Here is an 18,967-nt window from a genome sequence, read left to right on the forward strand (position 1 = left end):
AGCTGTTTGACTCACTCTGCCACCGGCCAGGGCCCGGAGTATCGAACTAAATACAGTTACAACGGCGTTGTGTTCGACGTTCCCTCCTCCGATTCCTGGGGCACTGACCTCGCTGGCTACTACGGCGGCTTCGGGTATTTCCTCCAGGACGATCCCGGCACCTCGCTGCAGCGCAGCACACGGCTGATGGAGTATGTTGCCGCGCACGGCCTTACCTCCGCCTTGGACACCAGTCCCACCATTTCTGAAGCCCGCGCCGAGATCAACGCCAACCATCCGTTTGTGGTTCTCAACGACCTCACCACCTCCGGCCACTACATCACCTGCATTGGCTACATCCAGAACCAGCACTCGCTCATCTTCAACGACCCCTACGGCAACAAGAACGTCAGCTATCCCGGCAAAGCCGGCGCCGGCGCCATCTACGACTGGCCGGGCTACAACAACGGCTACCAAAACCTCAACACGGTTTACCGTTACATCCTCGCTCGCGGAACCGTCTCCGCCAACACCAGCTGGGGCAGCTACTGGGACCTCAACGCCGCTGCCACCGGCGCCGGCGCCGCACCCGCCGGCACGTGGAACTCGACCTCCGCCAACTGGAGCAGCAGCGCCAACGGCACCGTCGCGACTGGACCCTGGGCGGGCCAAGATGCCATCTTCGCCGCCGGCACCGACGCCACTAGCGCTTACACCGTCAGTGTCAGCGGCACCCAGATGGTCGCCAATGTCCTCGTCCAGGAGGGCACTGTCACCTTCACCGGCGGACGCTTCTATTTTCTCGCCAGCAGCGGCACCTACTACTCCAACTACGTCGCCGCCGGCGCCACCGCCATCTACAACACTCCTTTCGGCGGCACCGCCGCACCCGACAAATGGGGCCCCGGCACCACCGTCTATAAGGGTGCCAGCACCTGCGGTGGCTACTTCTCCCATAACGAAGGCACCCTCGCCCTCGGCCACAATTCCGCCCTCGGCACCGTCCGCCTCGAAGTCGGCGACCCGACCGGGGCCAAAGTCGTCACCCTCCAAGCCGCCGACGCCACCGCCCGCACCCTGGCCAACTACCTCGTCCTGAAAGCCAACACCCTCAACATCGGTCCCGGCGGCATCCTCACCTTCACCGGCCCCATCAATTTCGACTCGAACACCAAACCCGCCCGCATCATCGCCGTCAGCAACAGCTTTACCACCTTTTCCGGCGTCCTCACCAACACCTGCGGCCTCACCAAGCGTGGCCCGGGCACCCTCCTGCTGAGCGGCGCCAGCGCCAACACTTATGGCAGCGCTACCGCCAACGGCTACACCACCGTCAGTGCCGGCACCCTTAAGTTGAATAAGACTGCTGGCGTGGCAGCCGTCGCCAACGGCGCACTCATCCTCAACTCAGGCGGCAACCTCCTCCTGGGCGCCGCCAACCAGATCGGGGATGCACTCCCCATGACCCTGGCCGGGGGCGTGTTTCAGACCGCTGGCTTCAGCGAGCAACTCGGCGCGCTGACGCTCACCGCCAACTCCGTGATTGACCTCGGCGCTGGTGCCAGCGCGCTCGCGTTTGCGGCCAGCAGCGGCGTTGCCTGGAACGCTGGCACCACCCTGACCATCGCCAACTGGAACGGCTCAATTACCGGCGGCGGAACCGACCGTATCACCTTCGGCAGCGCCGCTTCGGGATTAACATCCGCCCAGGTCGGCCAAATCCGCTTTGCCAATCCTCCCGGCTTCCCTGCCGGCGACTACGCCGCCGCCATGCTCGGCACCGGCGAAGTCGTGCCTGCGACTGCACCGCCGATTATCACCACTCAACCTGCCGACCGGGTGGCGGTCGTGGGCGAGAGCGCGTCGTTCACCGTCACAGCCACCGGCACGCCAGCGCCCGCCTATCAATGGCGCTTGAACGGCACCAACCTCCCCGGCGCCACCACCTCGACCTTGCTAATCCCCAGCGTCACCCCCGGCGACGACGGCTCTTACTCGGTCCTGGTCACCAACCTCGCCAGCTCCATCAGCAGCGCCGACGCGGTCCTGACCGTTTACCCCTCGGCAGTGCCAACCCTGAGCAACCTGGCCTGCTCCGCGGATGGCTGCTTCCAGGTGAATCTGTCCGGCGTCCCCGGCGGCCGCTACGCCATCCTGGCCTCCACCGACCTGACCAATTGGACCGTCCTGGAAACCAATACCTCTCCCATCAACTTCACGGACACCAACTCCAGCAGCCTGTCCCGCCGGTTCTACCGCGCTCAATACGTCCCAAGCGAGGGGCCGTGACCCATCTCCACCCCAAGTGAGGTTGAGTTCGGCATTTACCGGAAGGCGCTCGATTGTCTCAACGGGAAGTATGCAAGCTTGTGGGATTCATCGGCGTCGCATGCGGCATCGTCAGCGGCGGTTTGACCGCCTGGTTCTTCAAGCTGAACCCGATTGAATCGCTGCATTGCGAGCAGGAACAACAGGCGGCTATCGGGCATCACTGCAACAGAGCCCTATAATATCGCTGGTTGGCGGTGGCTGGCGTATCCACGAACTCGAACAGGCCGTTCGTGTTGAGAAGGTTGGTCAGCGTCACCCAGTCCACGAAGTTGCTTGAACCCTGGATGGCGTATGTGAGACCGGGTTCGCCGCTGAGCAGCAGCCAGGGAGAGTGATTGGCCAGGAGCATCGTCTGCTCAAACCGGACGGGCCGGCTGAAGTGTTTCAAAATATCGGCCATGTAGGCGTTGCGGGCGCTGGTGGTGGTGATTGTCTCGAAGGGGAAGCCGAAGTAGATCACCTTGCCTCCACCGGCTGACCCGTCGTAGCGGACGGCCGCCGCGCCGCCGGCGTAACCCGGGTAGTTCAGCGCCGCCGTGGCCCCCGCACCTGTAGGCGTGACCGCGTCCGGGTATGCGACGGCGTAGATGCCGTGGCTGCCGTCGTCGAAGGCGCCGGTCGCATTGCCGCTGAAGATAGATCCGCCGGCAGGCGCGAAGTCATAGATCCCCGAATCATCGTTGGCGTTGCCATTGAGCGAGGCGTGGAGCCGGTTGTGCAGGAAGTTGCGGTCGGCGATGCTGGGGCCCGACGCGCGGTCGAGGTCCCAGGCGATTTCGGAGCCGGAGACAAAGAGGTGGCCGCCGTTGGCCAGGAACGCAGCTACCCTGGCCTGCGCGGCGGTGTTGAAAGTGCGGTCGGCGGTGGATTGGTTGCCGGATTCCCAGATGACGATGTGGTAGTTGGCGAGGTTGACCGTGTTGTTGGTAACGGCCTGGAGCTGGCAGGAATCGAAGCCCACGGACGAGGAGGCGCTGATGGCTTTGCCGTGCGCGACGACGTAGTCGAAGGCATTCGCGGAACGCGGCAGGACGCGGTCCATGGTGCCGGAGTTGGCGTTATGGCCGGGGGGTTTGTATTGCTGGGCGGTTGGGGTCTGGCGCAGGTTAAGGAACCGGTCGAAGCGCGTGAAGCCGTTCACGACGAGCACACGGCTGGACTGGGGGCTGGAGGCCTGCCGGCAACCGACCGTGGCGGAGGGGAAGGATTGGCCGCCGGCGTTGGTGGCGGCCACGCGGAAGTAATAATCGGTGTCCGCGGCCAGGCCGGTCAGGAGCAGGGAGGTCGAGCCGACGCCGCTCACGCCGACGGGGTTGCCGAAGCCGAAGCCATCTGTCGAGCGATAGACCACGTAGCCCGTCGCCGGCCCGCTGTTGCCCTCCGTCACGGGCGCCGACCAGGCGAGGAGAATGCCGCTGTTGGTGGCGATGGCGCGCACGTTGAACGGGGGCTCGGGCAGGAAATTCAGGGGCAAGCCGTCAAACTGGTTCATGTAGTACACCACGGCCTGATAGCTGGCGCGGGCGGTCAAGTTCCGGAACCTGGGGTCGCGCAGGAGCGCCGCGTCATACACGTTGTCGTGGAAGGCGACCTCGATGATGGTGGCGTCGAACTCGTCGCCGATATAGTTGTTGTTGATCTCGCCGAAGGCGAAGTCGCTGCGGGCGTAGGTGAGGCTGGAGCGGTTGTTGGTCCAGCCGTATTCGAAGGGCGGGGCGGTAATGGTCTTGCAGGCGTTGTTGATATTGGTGGCGATTATCTGGGCCAGGCGGCGCTGGTTGGGGGTGTCGGAGTTGGGGGCGACGTTGGTGGAGAGGGAAGGATCGTTGTAAAGCCCGACGTCGCCGCGCGCGGTGGGCGTGCCGCCCGAGGCGTTGGAGTGGAAGCCGATGTAGAGCCGCTTATACATGTTACCGGCCTCCTGGCGGTTCATTTCCCGGGCCATGCGCGGGGGCGCGGTCACATTGCCGTTGAGGTAGAGGTTGGGGTCCTGGCCCTGGCCGAGCGAGCGCTGCACCCAATACCGCGAGGATTCCTCCTCGCGCGGATACCCCGACACGCCCCCGCCGCGGTCCACGTCGCCCATGCCGTTGCCGAAGCGGATGGCATCGGCGATGACAACGCCGGTGAGGGGCGGCCCTTCGCCCAGGTTGCTGATCACAACCGAGCCACTGGCGGGGTTGGACCCGGCATTGAAGTAATACGTGCCGAGGTAAATCCAGCCGCTGCCGACCATGTGATGCGGCACGCGCACCAGAGACTGGCCTCCGGTGTGGTTGATGCGGTAAAGCTGGTTGGTCCGGTTGCCGCTGGTCAGGACCCATGTGTAAACGGGGTAGAACCCAGCCACGGGAATATTCGGGGTGTAGGTGGCAGTGGCCGTCTCGGTCGCCGAGACGCTGGCGAAGCGATAGGGCACCGCGCCCGCCTGCCCAAAATAGACCTCGTAAGTGCTATCCTCCCAGAACCCGCCCCAGGTCACCGCCGGGCTGACGTTGTCCAGCACCACTTCATTGGTCTGAAAGCCGACCGGGCGGAAGGGGACCACGGTGGCGCCCGCGTTGAAGCAGTAGAAGGCGAACATGGCCATCTGGTCAATGTTGCCGTAATCCTCGCTCATGCCGTTGAGGACGCCCCGGCCCAAAGCCCAGGCGCTGCCGGTCCAATCCCACCCGTGCCCGGCGCTGGTGAAGACGATGCGCCCCGACAACGCCCCGGCCGGCTGCGTGCCCGCCGGAGCAATCGGCCCCACCGCGTCAGCTCGCGCCACGCCCGGCGTGTCCGGCTTGGGAACAGCCGGCGGGGGCGTGGAGTCCAGGCCCGGGAAATCCGGCGTATGGCGGACCGGCAAAGCCGGCTCAGGCGCGGGTTCCTGGGTCGCCGACAGACGAGGAGCGGCGGCGAACAACAGCGTTAGAACGACGGGGGTAATCAACCTCAGCCTGAGCATTCGGTGAAACGGCATACTCACAAGATGCCAGAGCAACTGGAAACCGCAAGCTCACAAGCCTGGGTTGAAGTGGCACACTCCAGCCCCGGCGGCACCACCAGGCGTCCTAATTGCTGAGTGCCATAACTGATTAGGGGACGGCGTGAGAGCGGCACCATGACGGCCACTGGACGGCCACTGGACGGCCGGGACCAAATTTGGGCCCCGGGCCATCGGCGGCTGGAGGGCGGGTTGTCCGGCCTGCTTCTGAGGGGCAGGAGGCTGACAGTATGATGCTTCTGAACACGCACCTGAACTCTAGCGCGGGAGGTAGCGGGTATATAGACACCAAATGTGGCTACCTTTTTTGGTTCATCACGGGTTTCCGGGGACTGCCAACGGTGGTTTGCACCCGCACGACTCGGATGGCCTCCCGACTTTCACCACCCCAACACTGTCCAAATTTAGGACAGTGATCCTGCCTGTCAGCCTTCTTGAGTCCCCGCTGGTCCCTGCGCCTTTGGCTTGTGATTACGGGGTCTAACCTGTGCGGCTACGGTGTGGTTCCCATGGGGGTCGGCCCCCATGGGAACCACACCGTAGCCTGACCGTACGGACAAGCCATCCTCCAGCCAGCCGCAAGCCAACGCCGGTGTGCGGGCCAACGCAGCAGTGCAAACGCCCGTCCGGCGTTGGCGCAGGCGGCAAGATGGGGAAGTCCGAGAAGGCAGATTGCCATCGGTATTCCCCGGCAATCCGCGAAGAATCCCTTTTTTGGCTAGAGTCAGGAGTTCTGAGCCTGGGGTATGTGGAGTCACCAGAAGATGCGCAAGCCGGTGGTCCACGCCCAGCCGGAGTATTCCCCTCCGTCATTGGCTCTGTCGCGCATGTGAGAATATTGCACGCCGGTTTGCACCTTGAGCTTGTGCCCGTATAAGAAGTAGTTCAGGCCGAGGTAAATCTCGTTGTAATCGTCCCCGGGGTCTTCAACAATGGTGTTTTCATACAGGGCCAGGCGCACACCGTTATCGCCGTCGCTCCTGACGTAAGAGCAGCGCACAACTACCTGCAGTTGGTCTGTGATGTTGTAAAACGGCAGCAGTTCAGCGCCCCAGAGGTTACTTTGATCGAAGCAGCCAATCCCGCCGGAGACGTCCGCACGAAATCCCCATTTGCCCGTGTCATATCTGAAATTCAAAGAGCTGACGTGCTGCAGAGCAGGGGTCCAATCGCTGTCACTGTCCGGCTCCTGATAAACGTAATTGACCGCAAGCAATGCCTGTTCTGAATTGAGCTGCGTCGCGAAGTCGTAGCCCACGGTGCCGAGGAAGAAGACCCCGCCATTAAACTCGCCGAACAACCGGTCTTGAGCCCCGGCTGAGTAGGTGCCGGCAAAGTAGCGCCAGTCGCCGGGTTTGCCCGAGACGCTCATCCCGGGAAAGTACTCGTTTCGGAACCAGATATTATGGGCGAGATTGCCGCGATCGATTGTGATCAGCTCCCTTGAAGAGGTGGAACCCGACAGGGTGAACGGCGCGCTGTGCTTCCCGAGGGTTACGATCAGCTCGTCTGTTCGGCTCCAGGCCAGGTACATGTGCGTCAGTCTTCGAAACGCCGGCTCTGGCTCCTGCGGATTGAGATCGGCCTCGCCGTGCAGCGTGAAATTCTCGAAGAGCCGCGCCCTAGCTCCTGCGCGAAACCGGCGGATGTTCACCTCATCCTCGTCCCCTTGATCGGAATTGATCAACGAGTAATCCAGCTGGAAGCGCCCGGTGAACTGAAACCTTTGGATAACCGGATTCTCTTGGTTGTGGTACCAATCCGCGTAACTCCAAATCCGGTCATAGACCGATAACTCCGCCTCCGCTTTGGCAGCTTCCTGGCCAAGGAGTTCCGGGCAGGGGCTCACCGCAAACGGCAGTAGCACCACGCGCATTCTTAAACTCCATACCAGCTTCCTAGTTAATGGACGTCGTTCACATCGGTTGCCTGTCGCACTGCTAGCGGAGGGGGTGACAATCCGGTTGCGGAGGGGTGACATCTTCGTGATACCGATCCATGGAAACCAAGGAGCAACGGGCAACTTCCTGTCAATGACGCTGCGGCCATTCGGCCGCCGGTTGGGTTGCCCTTCCACGAGGCAGCAGGCCCATCGGTCAGCACCCATTGAACAGCTGCGTGTTTCTCTGGCGCGAACTGACGCTCGCGGTTACAGGATTAAGGGAACCGGACACGATAAAAGGCGGCTTGCGGCAGCGGGGAGGAGTCGGTGAAGGCAGCCGTCCCGTCCTGGCCGACGATGGCTGAGCCCAAAGTGGTCCAGTTGCCGCCCAAAACGCTCGCGCGCTGGACCGTGCAGCGGGTGCCGACGATGCTGGTGAAGTGGACGTGAACCTGGGTCGGGGTCCGGACGGGCGGGAACAGGACGATGTCGCCGGGGGCGGGCACAGTGTAGAAGACCCGCAAGCGCGGGCGGTCGCGCTGGGAGTCGGCTTCGGCGCTGGCAAAGCCCCAGGCATCGGAGCCGTTGGGCCAGGGAAGGATGGCCCAGCCAAAGTTGGTGGTGGAACCATGGACCCAGGATTGAACGTCGGCGGTCAGGTCGAAAGAATGATAAGCGGCCTGAACATTGGGGGCGAGGTCCGGGCTGCCGGCGGCGGCAGAGGGAATGCCGGCAGCTTCGATGCCATCGGTCTGGATGCCGTTCCCCCACCAATTCCAGGTGGAAGTGGAATCCTGCCAGGGTTGCAGGAGCCGGAAGAACTGGCCGCCGTCACCGTGCGCATCAGCGACTGAACTGGAGACTTCGAGCCGGGCGGCATCAATGCGGGCGCCGGGCGGAACCTGGCCGGGGCCGGTGCCGACCGCATCGGCAAACCAAATCAGCATCTCGGAGGCATCGGACTCCGCCCAATCATTGTAGATGCCGGTGGCGGTGGCGTAGGTGGTATTGGGATTACCCTGGCGGATGCGGGTGTCCTGGGCGCCGCTGTAGCCGTCCACCCCCTGGCGGAAGCCGGCAACAGCCGCGCCGGCCGGGAGCCAGAGCACTTCCAGGAGCGGCCGCTGCGCCAGGTCGTGAGGCCACTCGCAGGCGGCGAACGCGGTGCCATCGGTGCGGGGTTGGGCGGCCGCCGGGGGCAGCCAGCCGGGCATGAGCCAGCCGTAGTTCGGCTCCCCGCCGTTGACCCAGGCTTCGACATCGGCGGTGACGCCCATGCTGATGGTGCCGGTGCCCGTGCCTCCCTCACCGCCCGTCAGCCCGAGGAACGAGTCGTAGCTGCTGCGGGCGTGAACGTCATTGGGCTGGAACCCGCCGCTGCCGTCGCCGGCGTTGTTCCAAGTGACGGAGTTCGGATTCCAGGACACGAGCATGCGATAAAGGGGGCTGCCATCGCCAGGCGAGTTGCCGATGTCCGGGGAAATGTTGAGGTGCAGTTCGGCGCTGACAATGACCGCGTTGGTGGGGATCCGCCCGAGCGCATCGCCCGCGAGGTTGCTGAAGCGAAGCAGGGCCTGGGTGCCTTCCTGCGTCGCGTCAGGGGCGGGCGCGTCCATCCAGATAGCGTAGTTGTCACCGTGGCCGATTGTGAGAGATGCATTGGACTCGGCGGCACTGAGCTCGGTGTCGGCGGCGCTGGTGTAAAGGCCGTAACCATGATCCCACCCCTGCTGGAAGCGGCTGACACGGAGCAAGCCGAGGCTGACGCTGGTGCTGCCGGCGGCGGTGATGCCATCGGGCTTGCGGAGCACCAGGCTGATGGAGCGCTGGGCCAGGGAGGGATTGCCGCTGATATTGCTGAAGGTGACAGCACGCAGGAGGGCCTGCACGGCTGCCGGGGTGGCGTCGCCGTTGAAGGTGACAACCAGCGGCGTAGCGCCGGCTCCGCCGGCGAAAGCGCCGATGACCGTACCCTCGTAGGTAACCGTGTCGCCGGATACGCCGATCTGGCCGGCGCCGGTGCCTACGTTGCGGATGGCCAGGCGATCATCCGCGGTGGCGTTGGCAGCAAGCATGACAGTGAGAGACGCGCCACCGTAGCTGGGCGTGGCCGGGTCAACCAGGGTGGCCTGGCCGTCGAGCCCGATGCCGGGCATGCCAATGCCGTAGGCGACCTGATTGGACGTCCAGGTCAACCGGGGTTCATTGTCGAGATTGACCACGGAGAGCGGAGGAAGCGCTCGGGCATGGTAGTTCGAGTCGGTGGAGCTGACCGTAAGGGAAACGGAGTACCGAATGTCCCCGTCCAGTACTGCGTCGTCCACACCCGTGATGGCGACGGTGTGGGGCACATGCCAATCATTGGTGGTAAAGGTGAGGCTGGCCGGGGAGACGGCGCCTTCGGCCAGGTCGCTCGAAACCAGCGCAATGGAAACGTCCGCGGTGGGCGCGGTGTCCAGCATGAGGCTGCAGGTCACCCCGGCGCCGTCTTCCACGGTGACCAGGTTCTGGGAGGGCGAGATCGCCACGCCCGGCCGCAGCGCGGGCACGTAGACGAAGGAAACAATCGGCTCCCAGGCGTTGGGCGTTTGCAGGCCGTTCTTGGGGGTGTCCCGCGACTGGATCTCCCAGCCGTCGCCGTTGGCGTTGACCTGGCAACTAACGATATTGTCGAGGTTATAGGTGAGGCCGCCTTCGGCGGAGATGAGCAGCACCCCTTCCTCGGGTGTGCGCCCGGTGATCTTGAGCTCCCAGCGGCCCGTGTCGAGCGGTGTGACGGTAAAGAGGGGCGCGGCGCCGCTGTACATGTCTATGGTGCCATCAGCCAGGAAGCGCCCGGAGACTACGGCGGTTTCCGTTCGGGGAACGTAGACGAAGGCAAAGGGGTCCTGCTCGTAGTCGCCGGCGGTGTAGGCGGAGTTGTCTTTGACGAAGACATTCCAGGTGCCGTTGTTGCTGTTGACCTGCGACAGGGCGAAGTTGGCTTCGTTTCTGGCGTGGTTGACAAGCAGGACGCCGTCGGTGCGCGAGTCAATGCCCAGGCTGGTCAGATCCACAACCGCCCGGCCGCTCGCCTCGCTGGTGACGTGGGTGCCGAGGGCCAGGCCCGGAGAGCCGGTGAAGAGGTTCCATACACCGCCATTGGTGCCACCGTCATTGCGGACAACGCCGCCGAGCCACTTCGAATAGGGGAACCACGCCCCCGCCGCGTTTACGTTATATTCGTAGCCGAACGCGCTGCCAGTGGCCCCATTCGTGTTTGGCGAGGCGAAGGTGCAAATGCGGTAGCTGCCATCGGTGTTAATCTCGATGGCGCTGGTGCAAAACAGATTGGTGCCGTAGTTGTTGCGCCCGTTCTCCGTCACGCAGCTCAGCAGCACGCCGTGGCCGGGATTTTGGGTGCCATCGGGACCGGCCTGCACGCAATAGTCCCCGCGGTCGAAAGAACCGGTCCGGAAGTCGTTGACCGAGAAGCTCCGGGTTACGAGGCAATTGGTGTTCTCGTCCTCGCCGCTGAAATCTGGTATCTGCGACACTTCGAGCAGGCCGGCGGCGACGTCGTGCCGCACGTCAACCTCCGTGGCGGTGGTGAACGCCCAGGTCGGGCTGGTCACGGTGGTGTTCGACTCGTCCGTGACCGTCACATACCACTCGTAGGTGTGATACGGCAGCAACTCGGACCAGACGAAACTCGCCAACGCGTCCGACGCCACGCCGGATTCGGTGTGCAGCTCGACAAAGCTCTCGCCGGAGGGGGCGGAAGGCGGCATCGTGTAGGGGAAGAAGAACTCGCTGTCTTCGTCGGTCTCGTATTCGCCGGTCCAGGGCGAGTAGGTCTGGACCACGACAACGCTGTTGCTGGGGGAGAACTCCATGAGACGCATCAGCCCGTGGCCGCCTTTGCTCCGGCACTGGTAATCCGAGATGAGCGTATAGGTGGTGTTGCCGTTGTAGGTGTCCGTGCGCGAGCCTTCGCCCTCACCGGTGGTGCCGCAGACGTGGCCACCGAGCAGCAGAAACAGGTTGGTGTTGGCCTTGAGGGCATTGTAGATGGCCGTGCCCTGGGCGCTGAAGCTGCTGGGCGTGGCGGCGGTGCCCATGTAGTGGGTGACGGCGATGACGCGGCGGTGGGCGTTGGTAGCCAGCACCTGGTTGGCCCACGCCAGCAGTGCCGCCGGCGGCGAGGGGTCGTACTCGAAGTAGAGCACCACGAAGTCCAGCCCCCCCGAGCTGAAGAAGTCGAAGTGGTTGTTGTTGTTGGTGCCGTAATGGCCGGCGTAATACTCGCGCCCGGTGAAATGCGGCACGCCGAAGTATTTGTTGTAGTTGGTGGTCGTCCCGGTGACCGTGCTGATCGGTGACTGCTCGTGGTTGCCCACCGCCACGCCGTAGGCCATGCCGTCGGGAAGCTCGGTGCGCACGGAGTTCTCCAGGCGGTACATCGCGTTGGTGGCGTTATACCATTGCGAGATATAGGAGGGAGTGTCCCCGTTGTTCACGAGGTCCCCGAGCTGGGTCACATAAGTGATGTTGCGCGACACCCGGTTCGAGATCGCCCATTCGGTCTGCGCGATCATCATCTCCTTGGTCCCGCCGTTGTTTTCCGCCGCGTAATTCTGGGTGTCCGGCATCACTACCATGGTGAAATCGGGCGCAGGGCTCTTCGCCAGCCGGCCGTAATACCGGACGGTGAGATTGGTGCTGCCGGGCTCGGAGACGCGGACCTTAAGCGGCGGGGCGTGACCGACGTTGGCGGTGTTGCTCGCGGGGAAGATTAGCGTCGGAGCTGCGGGGGCGGACACACCGGCCATTGTTCCGATGAGGAGAGCCAGCTTCAGAGGAGCAAGGTGCTTCATAAAACAACTCTGTAATTGCAGGCAGCCGAGGAAACGCGTGCCGGGAGACGAAGGGGATGGACAAGAACCCGTCCCGCCACGGAATCCAGTTTTTTGATGGCATACCACTGCGCATGCAGTAATGGGGAAGTCAATTCTGCACAGGTGACATAATACCCAGGAGAGCGGGGTTGTAAAGCTGAAATAAGCCTGGAATCAGCTCTAGGTAGAGTAGGCGAAGTGGCAGGAGGCGGATTGAACTGATCGTAGTTGTCGGTTCCGCGCTACCACTTCGCCTACTCTACCGTCGCCAGGCCGCGAATTGCGTGCTTGCGGTTGCTCAGAACCTTGGTGTATTTGTATCTCAGTGAGCTTGAACATGGACTGGTTCCATTGCTCGGCGTTGCCCTGTGATTCAAAGGCCAACACTGTCGCAAGTGTCAAGCTCCTGAAGCAATACAGTCTTAAGTTGATGGAAATCAACGTGCCCGCGTGGCGGAATTGGCAGACGCGCTAGATTCAGGTAAAATTCCTTAGCTCTTTCAGACGGTTTTCCACGGTTTCTTTCAAAGCGGGTTCATCCTTGCTGGCATTGCCTGAAAATGAGTTTTGCCGCGTCGCGCCACGATGGTCTGGGAAGTTCAAAGACTAGCACAAAAAGTAGCACAGCCTCAAAATCGGTCATTTAAGCCTCTCAGAGCTTGTCCCCCACCTTGGCCCCATCCCGACGCGGAAACGTCGCTCCTACGCCACGCTAGACGCATTCCCGGCCAAACCAGTTGCTTAACGGATTTGCGAAGTAGCGCAAGACGGCGGGGAAATAGTCGCGTCAAAACCCCTTTGCCCCTCGCCTGCATATTTGATACCCTTCGGGCCGATGGATTAACGAAACGACCAGAAAATAAAACCACAATAAATTTAGCGTAGCATCGGCTACGGTCTCACGCGAAACCTAGGAAATTTCATTGTAGGAGACTGCCCCGAAGCTCGCACCAAACGGTGCGGGCTTGGCAATCCTTCCTACATGGCTCCCTAGGGCCACGCGTGAGGGTGCGTCAGGTTCCGCACCCTTTTGTTTCCGCAGTCGCCGCCGCGCAAATTAAAAACAGAACGGAAACAAAATGAAAAAACAACTACATCTACTCATTTCCCTTGCCACTCTGGCAGGGATGGTCACAACGGCACAGGGGCAGGCGTTTATCACCAACGGACTCCTTTCCTATTATCCATTCCACGGAAATGCAAACGACATGGTCGGGACCAACAACGGCATCGTGGTAGGAGCGACCTTGACGGCCAACCGTTTTGGAATGCCCAATGCCGCATATCGGTTCGACGGTTCGACATCTTACATCCAAACCGTTCGCCCGATGCAAGATTTGACCAACGCCACCTTTTCACTTTGGTTTTACGCAAATCAAATTGGTGCGGGAGCGTCGCTCTTTACTGATTCAACCGTTGCTCCCGGCAATGATTTCGCCTGCCATTTGTTACCAGTGGGCAGCACATTCGGCATTCTTATCGCTGGCTATAAGGGCGGTGGCTCAGGAAGCCTTACGATAACTCAAGGTGTTGGCAATTTTACTGCAAACATCCAGAGCAATTGGCTGCACTTTGTCTGGGTCATGCAACCAACGAATCAGCAATTGTTCCTCAATGGAACGCTTATCACGAATGCCTTTCTCAGAGCAAGCGATGTGGGCTATCACAACGCCGGTTTTGTTTTCGGGGCTAACTGTGCATATACCACCTATCAGGACTTTTTTAAGGGCGCAATGTCCGATGTGCGTATCTACAACCGCGCCTTGTCCTCAAACGAGGTGGCACAGCTCTATTTTCTCGAATCACGGACCTTGAATATCCATAGAGCGGTTTATGTGGATTCGGGAATTCTCTCTGTCGGCACGAGTTACCAGTTCCAAGTTTCATCTGACTTGTTAAACTGGACGAATCAGGGCGCGCCCTTCACCGCAACAGACTCCTACTGGCGTCCGACAAATTACTGGGACGTTGGAAACTGGAATGACCTTTTCTTCCGGTTAGTGCCTCAGTAAAGGCTTCCTTGGTTAGTATCATGCCTGTTGAGCTTACGCGGGTCACTCCTAGCAACTCGTAAAGTCTGACTAGTTTGGGTTTTCCATCCTTGGTTTTTTCCCGGCGAAAGTCTTTTCTGGAATTTCTGACAGGTGTCGAATTCTCAGAAGCAACACCCATGACAGCAACCACCCCAGAGTCAAACAAGGTTTGAGCAAAGCTCATAAAAAATCTCTTAAAATTAATCCATGAACCTTGCCACTGGGGGAACACATGAATCAGTAGGACATTGGCCCCGAACTTCCCCTCTTTTGTCTGCAAAAGGAAATCGGCATAGGCATGGTGCTTCGATGAGCGGAGCCTGTAGGTAGTCTGTTTCGAGACTGTAAAAAAATCATCCTTTCTGGACAGGGCTTCTGTCCTGAAAAATTGTAAATCTGTCCCGCGATTTTTAATTGAGCGGAGCACAGCATTTTCAAAGGGGGTGCTCCCCTGAGTCAGGGGCGGCTCAAAGAAGTAATGAGTCACCACAGTCGGGGGTGGCCTGAAAGTCAGCAGGCCAACTATCCTTGACGGGCAAAGTATATCATGGGTCATATAATTTAAGTTAATAAATAAATGGGGCCACTCTCCTTGAACAAGCATCATTGCCATTCAAGGATGAACAGGCCGGGGAGTTGCGGCTAGCCCAAGTGAAAGCTAGTCAACGGCGGTGAGGGTTGCCCACAATTCCCAAGCCGTTCGCCATAAGGCGTTGCTTGGGTTTCAAAGTATCAGCAAAGAATCGCCAACCTGCCTTGCTCTGGGGAGCTTGGAGCAATCAAACTTCCCCCGACAAATCGGCTTAGAAAAACTATAATACTTGGACGGTTCGCCATGTCAGACCGTCTCTGACGTAAGAGGCAAGCAGAGTGGCCAGAGCAACACCCTTACTCGCTTCCCCGGTCTATTCCTTCCTCACTCAGCATCTTCTGTTGAGTGAGGGGGTAGCCACTGCCACGGGCGCAAAAGATATTTGAGAAAGATAAATCCTCTACGACCCGCAACAAGATTCTTAGTAAAACATTTAACATAGTGACTACCATAAACAGTTACACCTAGAACCGTGCCACTGTGAAATGAGACTAAGCGATTGAAGCTTTTTCTTGGTCACAAGCAGGGACTAGGAAAATCCTGAAGGCTCTTCATGCAGCACCTATAGAGGACATTTCACTTGAGGCATAGGAAGTGTAATTAACACAAACGACCTTTTTTATGAATTTACAACCATTAACAGTAACAGCGAAACAAGCCGCAGCTTTGCTCTCCATTTCTCGCGGCCATTTCTATGTGCTTTGCAAGAGAGGGGTGTTCAAGCCACTCCCGGCCCCAGCACCCCGGCGGAACCAATTGTTCAGGTTCTCGGACCTTGTGGACTGGGTATCACAGAAAGACACCAAGAAAGAGAAGTAAGCCTATGCCAACTCCGAAACTAAACTGCTCATTCCAGCCCTTGCCTGCCAGCGGAATTGATGACCTCAAAGACACGGGCAGCAACAGCCACGAAAACGAATTCGCAACGGGGCCTTGGTCCCTAGTGATGACTCATTACAAGACGTTCACAGCTCAGGACTTTTTCAGCTTGACCAAGAGCCTAGACCTAGAGCCACAAGAGGTAAAAGCCTTGACCCAAAAGTATATCAGGAAGGCTCTGAAATCGGGCCACATTGTTTTGCTTCAAAGTGTGGACGAGCCTGTTTTTCAGGTTGTTTAAGGTGTAATTAAAATTAGCTATGAAAAAGACTTTACCTTATCACTCGGACGCGCCGACAAATCGGGACGCGCTGTATCCTCGCGCCTGCAATTCTCCTTTGCGCTACAACCAAGCGATTGCCGATGACACCTTTGATGAGTCTCAGGCTGACGACGAATGCGACTCAGAGGCTTGCGATATGGACGAAGATTAAGGCCAGCTATGACCACCCGAGAGTTGTTTCAAGTCGCAGTCGCAAAGAAGTTTGGCCCGTATGAGTTTGAGGTGATGGGCCATTGGGATACGCTCTCAAAAAACTACGGAGAATATGTCGCGGCCACGGTGATATTGGAAGCCCTACAAAAGTTTAAGCTGCAACTGGCAACAGCTTCCCTGCCTCTCAGCAAGAATGCAGAAGCCATCCGCGAGCAACTGGAAATCGCCAACAAACAGAAGATTGAAGCAAATTCTTTACTCAGGTTGCGCGGTGTGATTGAGAGACTCAGAAAGAATATAGGCCGTTGCTCAATTGATGGTGTGGAACTCACTCAGGAAGAAATTGAACAGGCCATGCCCAAAGTCCCTGAGTGTTTCAAGAATGGTAGAACGACCTACGTAGCGCACGCGGCAAGCAAAGACAGCAAGGTTAAGAAGCTGACCTTGGAAATTATCAGTTGAAGAAGAGGAAACTTTTCTCTCAGGGTGACTCTCTCTGAGAGATTCGGGGACGCCCCTGCTTCTGCGTCCCTCCATACAAAAGCTGGCAGGTCTGCACGTTTCTTCCCGTCAGCTTTGGGCGAGTCATGCAAGGTAGTGAGTGTCCCTTGTGTGGCTCGCCTCTTCTTTTACTCAGAAAAAAAGTTTGAGATTTTAGAGGCTCCGCGATTTTTCCGCCCTAATGATTTTAGTTTGGGTCAAAAACCCATTACGAATCTAAATTTTACACCCCCGGCGCGGCCAGCGTCCCCCGCGCTCCGCATTTTTTCAAAAATCGGGGGCATCAATGCGGCTACCCCCAAAATAAAAAGAGTTAAATTAACTTACCATCTATACTTATCTACCATCCTGCTTAGGTCTAAGGCCAGAGCCTCAAAGCGGGAAAGCTCACCAGAGAAGCCCGAATCCTCAAAGACACTTCCAACCAGCCTTTGAATGTCAAGCGTAGTGCGGCAATCACTGAGTCCAAAAATCACAAGGGCTGTCTCAGAATAATACGCGCTACTACCACTCAAATAAATTCCTTCTAGGTCATGCTCGTAAAGCAGAGCGGCCACTTGACGAAAAAGCTTAGGGTGCTCCCTTTGGATGCTCTGCCTCAAAATATCCTTTGCCAACACCCCGGCAAACTCAGGCAAGCTGAGTCCCGGCAGGACATGGCGCATATCGGAGAACAGGCTTTGAGCTGGTGAACTTGGCATAATAAGTTATCTAAAATGCATTGCAGAAATACATTGACTTATACTGAAATTCTTGTCATACTGGCGTTACATGAGCGACACAATACAGAATGAACTACCGATAACACTCGACAAATTCATTTCCACTATCGGCATATCCGACTCGACTGCATGGCGGTGGCGTAGAGACAACATCTTGAGAACTGAGAACATTTACGGGCGTCTTTATGTCATGCCCAAAGACCTACGCGACTTCACCCGGCGCATGGAAGCCGGGGAGTTCGCCAAGGCGCATAAAGCACCCCGGCGCGAGAAAGCCCTTGTTGAATGAACCCTCATGCAATCTTCTGCAACACCACAGGCTCAAACACCACTTTCTCAGCTTGCTTGGCGTGGTAGTCGCGGCAGTAGTGAACATAAACATCGTCCAGCAGTTTTGTAGTCGAATGCCCCATCCAATCGCGAACAACATCTTTCGCAACATCTGACATGGCGCACATGGACGCAAAGAAGTGTCGGCAATCGTGAAAACCAAACTTTGGCAAACCTGCTTTGGCTCGCGCCAAGTTCAAAGACTCCCTGAATGTTTTCGCGTGAATATCTTTCTTCCCCCGTTGCGGTGACGGGAACAACCATTGAGAATCAGGCGCACGGCGAGATTGCATATCCTTCAAGTGCTTTTCCAAGTTCTCGTTGAAGTTCACCACGCGAGCCTTGTAGTTCTTAACTCGCCCGTCATATCCGATTGTGATATGCCGTTGCGTCCAGTCCACGTCCTGCCAGCGCAAGCGCAAGCTTTCGCTGATACGGCCGCCAGAGTAGCAGAGAAACAGAATCAAATCCTTAAATTGAAGGCTGTTTTTAGTGTCCAGTGACGCATCGCAAATCGCTTTCATGTTCTCCATTGGCACCAGACGCTTTTTCGGCCTTATGACTTTCAGCGGTTTGATGTTCTCATGTGGCAGGCGTTGAAGCAGTCCCGCTTCGATTGCCCGATTCAGAACGTTATTCAGCGGCGGCATTGAGCCGTTGACCGTGCTTGGCTCGACTTCTTTCAGACGCTTTTCGCGGAAGGCCACAATCATCGGTTTTGTAATGTCGTTCAGACGCGTTTCGCCTAGATGCTTAATCCACGCATTCAGGTGAACTGTTTCGGTCTTGACCGTCTCTGGCCCTTTGTTAAGCGTTATCGGGCTTGACAGGTATTCTTTCGCATAATCGCAGAATTTCGGCATCTGGCCCAAGACAGGTAACGCATTCTCGGCTCGCTGGACTTTAAGCTTGCCCATAGCTGCTACCGCCTCTGCTACCGTTGCCACTGGACGCTTGACCGCGTTTTCTTCTACTTCCAACGGAATACGGCGAACCTGTTTGGCCCCGGTGTTCGGGTCTTTGACTGTCATCTGAGCGTAGTAGCGTCCATTGCGAACCCACAGCCCCCTAATTTTTTGTTTGCGTCCATCCCTGACAGGCTGGTAGCGTAAGTGGCGTGGTATTGAGCTTTGGCCATTGGCTGGATTGCTTGTGGTTTCATTGTCATTCATACGGTGAAACTAGCACAAAAACTAGCACAATGTCAACAAGCTTCTTAGAAATCTTCGGATTTCTTAGTAAAACCACATTGCCCGCGTGGCGGAATTGGCAGACGCGCTAGATTCAGGTTCTAGTAGGTAACACTGTACAGGTTCAAGTCCTGTCGCGGGCACCACCTTTTCAAGGATGTTGGAAGCTTGTTATTCCATGCCGCACCGTCACCCGACAGCCGGGTCCTTGTCGTGCCGACGGTTC

11 protein-coding genes and 1 tRNA gene are annotated in these 18,967 nt (G+C 58.6%); 7 read left to right on the plus strand and 5 right to left on the minus strand.

Features of this window, described 5'->3' with window-relative positions:
* A partial coding sequence (locus P5205_20110; protein HSA12671.1) for an immunoglobulin domain-containing protein occupies positions 1–2,268 on the plus strand: 2,268 nt, incomplete at its 5' end.
* A gap of 199 nt (positions 2,269–2,467) precedes the next feature.
* Here the strand turns inward: P5205_20110 and P5205_20115 are convergent.
* From P5205_20115 to P5205_20125, 3 genes are all read right to left on the minus strand, one after another.
* Positions 2,468–5,275, minus strand: coding sequence for a fibronectin type III domain-containing protein (locus tag P5205_20115; GenBank protein ID HSA12672.1), 2,808 nt, complete (start codon positions 5,273–5,275; stop codon positions 2,468–2,470).
* 778 nt (positions 5,276–6,053) lie between these two features.
* On the minus strand, positions 6,054–7,166 hold the full coding sequence (locus tag P5205_20120; protein ID HSA12673.1) for a porin: 1,113 nt from the start codon (positions 7,164–7,166) through the stop codon (positions 6,054–6,056).
* Between the two features lie 290 nt (positions 7,167–7,456).
* On the minus strand, positions 7,457–12,037 hold the full coding sequence (locus tag P5205_20125; GenBank protein ID HSA12674.1) for a DNRLRE domain-containing protein: 4,581 nt from the start codon (positions 12,035–12,037) through the stop codon (positions 7,457–7,459).
* A gap of 1,100 nt (positions 12,038–13,137) precedes the next feature.
* Between P5205_20125 and P5205_20130 the strand changes: the two genes are divergently transcribed.
* The 4 genes from P5205_20130 (at position 13,138) to P5205_20145 (ending at position 16,460) form a co-directional block, all read left to right on the plus strand.
* Entirely contained in the window at positions 13,138–14,070 is a 933-nt protein-coding gene (locus P5205_20130; protein ID HSA12675.1) for a LamG domain-containing protein, read from the plus strand.
* A gap of 1,436 nt (positions 14,071–15,506) precedes the next feature.
* Positions 15,507–15,803 (plus strand): hypothetical protein, encoded by a 297-nt coding sequence (locus P5205_20135; protein ID HSA12676.1) that lies wholly within the window; start codon positions 15,507–15,509, stop codon positions 15,801–15,803.
* 19 nt (positions 15,804–15,822) lie between these two features.
* Positions 15,823–15,996: a hypothetical protein gene (locus P5205_20140; protein ID HSA12677.1), complete on the plus strand. Its 174-nt coding sequence runs from the start codon at positions 15,823–15,825 to the stop codon at positions 15,994–15,996.
* An 8-nt stretch (positions 15,997–16,004) separates the two neighbouring features.
* Entirely contained in the window at positions 16,005–16,460 is a 456-nt protein-coding gene (locus P5205_20145) for a hypothetical protein (protein ID HSA12678.1), read from the plus strand.
* Positions 16,461–16,822: 362 nt separating this feature from the next.
* Here P5205_20145 and P5205_20150 read toward each other — a convergent pair whose 3' ends face one another.
* Positions 16,823–17,200 carry a hypothetical protein gene (locus P5205_20150; protein HSA12679.1) on the minus strand — a complete coding sequence of 126 codons (378 nt, stop codon included), beginning with the start codon at positions 17,198–17,200 and terminating at the stop codon, positions 16,823–16,825.
* Between the two features lie 175 nt (positions 17,201–17,375).
* On the opposite strand from P5205_20150, the gene P5205_20155 reads away from it, so the two are divergent.
* Complete coding sequence (locus tag P5205_20155; GenBank protein ID HSA12680.1) at positions 17,376–17,510, plus strand: hypothetical protein; 135 nt, start codon at positions 17,376–17,378, stop codon at positions 17,508–17,510.
* A gap of 4 nt (positions 17,511–17,514) precedes the next feature.
* On the opposite strand, the gene P5205_20160 is transcribed toward P5205_20155, so the two are convergent.
* Positions 17,515–18,723, minus strand: a complete 1,209-nt coding sequence (locus P5205_20160) for a tyrosine-type recombinase/integrase (GenBank protein HSA12681.1) — start codon at positions 18,721–18,723, stop codon at positions 17,515–17,517.
* Between the two features lie 79 nt (positions 18,724–18,802).
* On the opposite strand from P5205_20160, the gene P5205_20165 reads away from it, so the two are divergent.
* Positions 18,803–18,887, plus strand: a tRNA-Leu gene (locus P5205_20165).
* Positions 18,888–18,967 lie beyond the last annotated feature (80 nt).

It is taken from the genome of Candidatus Paceibacterota bacterium, assembly GCA_035452965.1.
GTDB lineage: Bacteria > Verrucomicrobiota > Verrucomicrobiia > Limisphaerales > UBA8199 > UBA8199.

Bases quoted from the DNA above. Each gene is read 5' to 3' on its own strand.
- P5205_20150 (HSA12679.1), bottom strand. From the start codon at position 17,200: ATGCCAAGTTCACCAGCTCAAAGCCTGTTCTCCGATATGCGCCATGTC.
- P5205_20140 (HSA12677.1), top strand. From the start codon at position 15,823: ATGAAAAAGACTTTACCTTATCACTCGGACGCGCCGACAAATCGGGAC.
- P5205_20160 (HSA12681.1), bottom strand. From the start codon at position 18,723: ATGAATGACAATGAAACCACAAGCAATCCAGCCAATGGCCAAAGCTCA.
- P5205_20135 (HSA12676.1), top strand. From the start codon at position 15,507: ATGCCAACTCCGAAACTAAACTGCTCATTCCAGCCCTTGCCTGCCAGC.
- P5205_20115 (HSA12672.1), bottom strand. From the start codon at position 5,275: ATGCCGTTTCACCGAATGCTCAGGCTGAGGTTGATTACCCCCGTCGTT.
- P5205_20145 (HSA12678.1), top strand. From the start codon at position 16,005: ATGACCACCCGAGAGTTGTTTCAAGTCGCAGTCGCAAAGAAGTTTGGC.
- P5205_20130 (HSA12675.1), top strand. From the start codon at position 13,138: ATGAAAAAACAACTACATCTACTCATTTCCCTTGCCACTCTGGCAGGG.
- P5205_20125 (HSA12674.1), bottom strand. From the start codon at position 12,037: ATGAAGCACCTTGCTCCTCTGAAGCTGGCTCTCCTCATCGGAACAATG.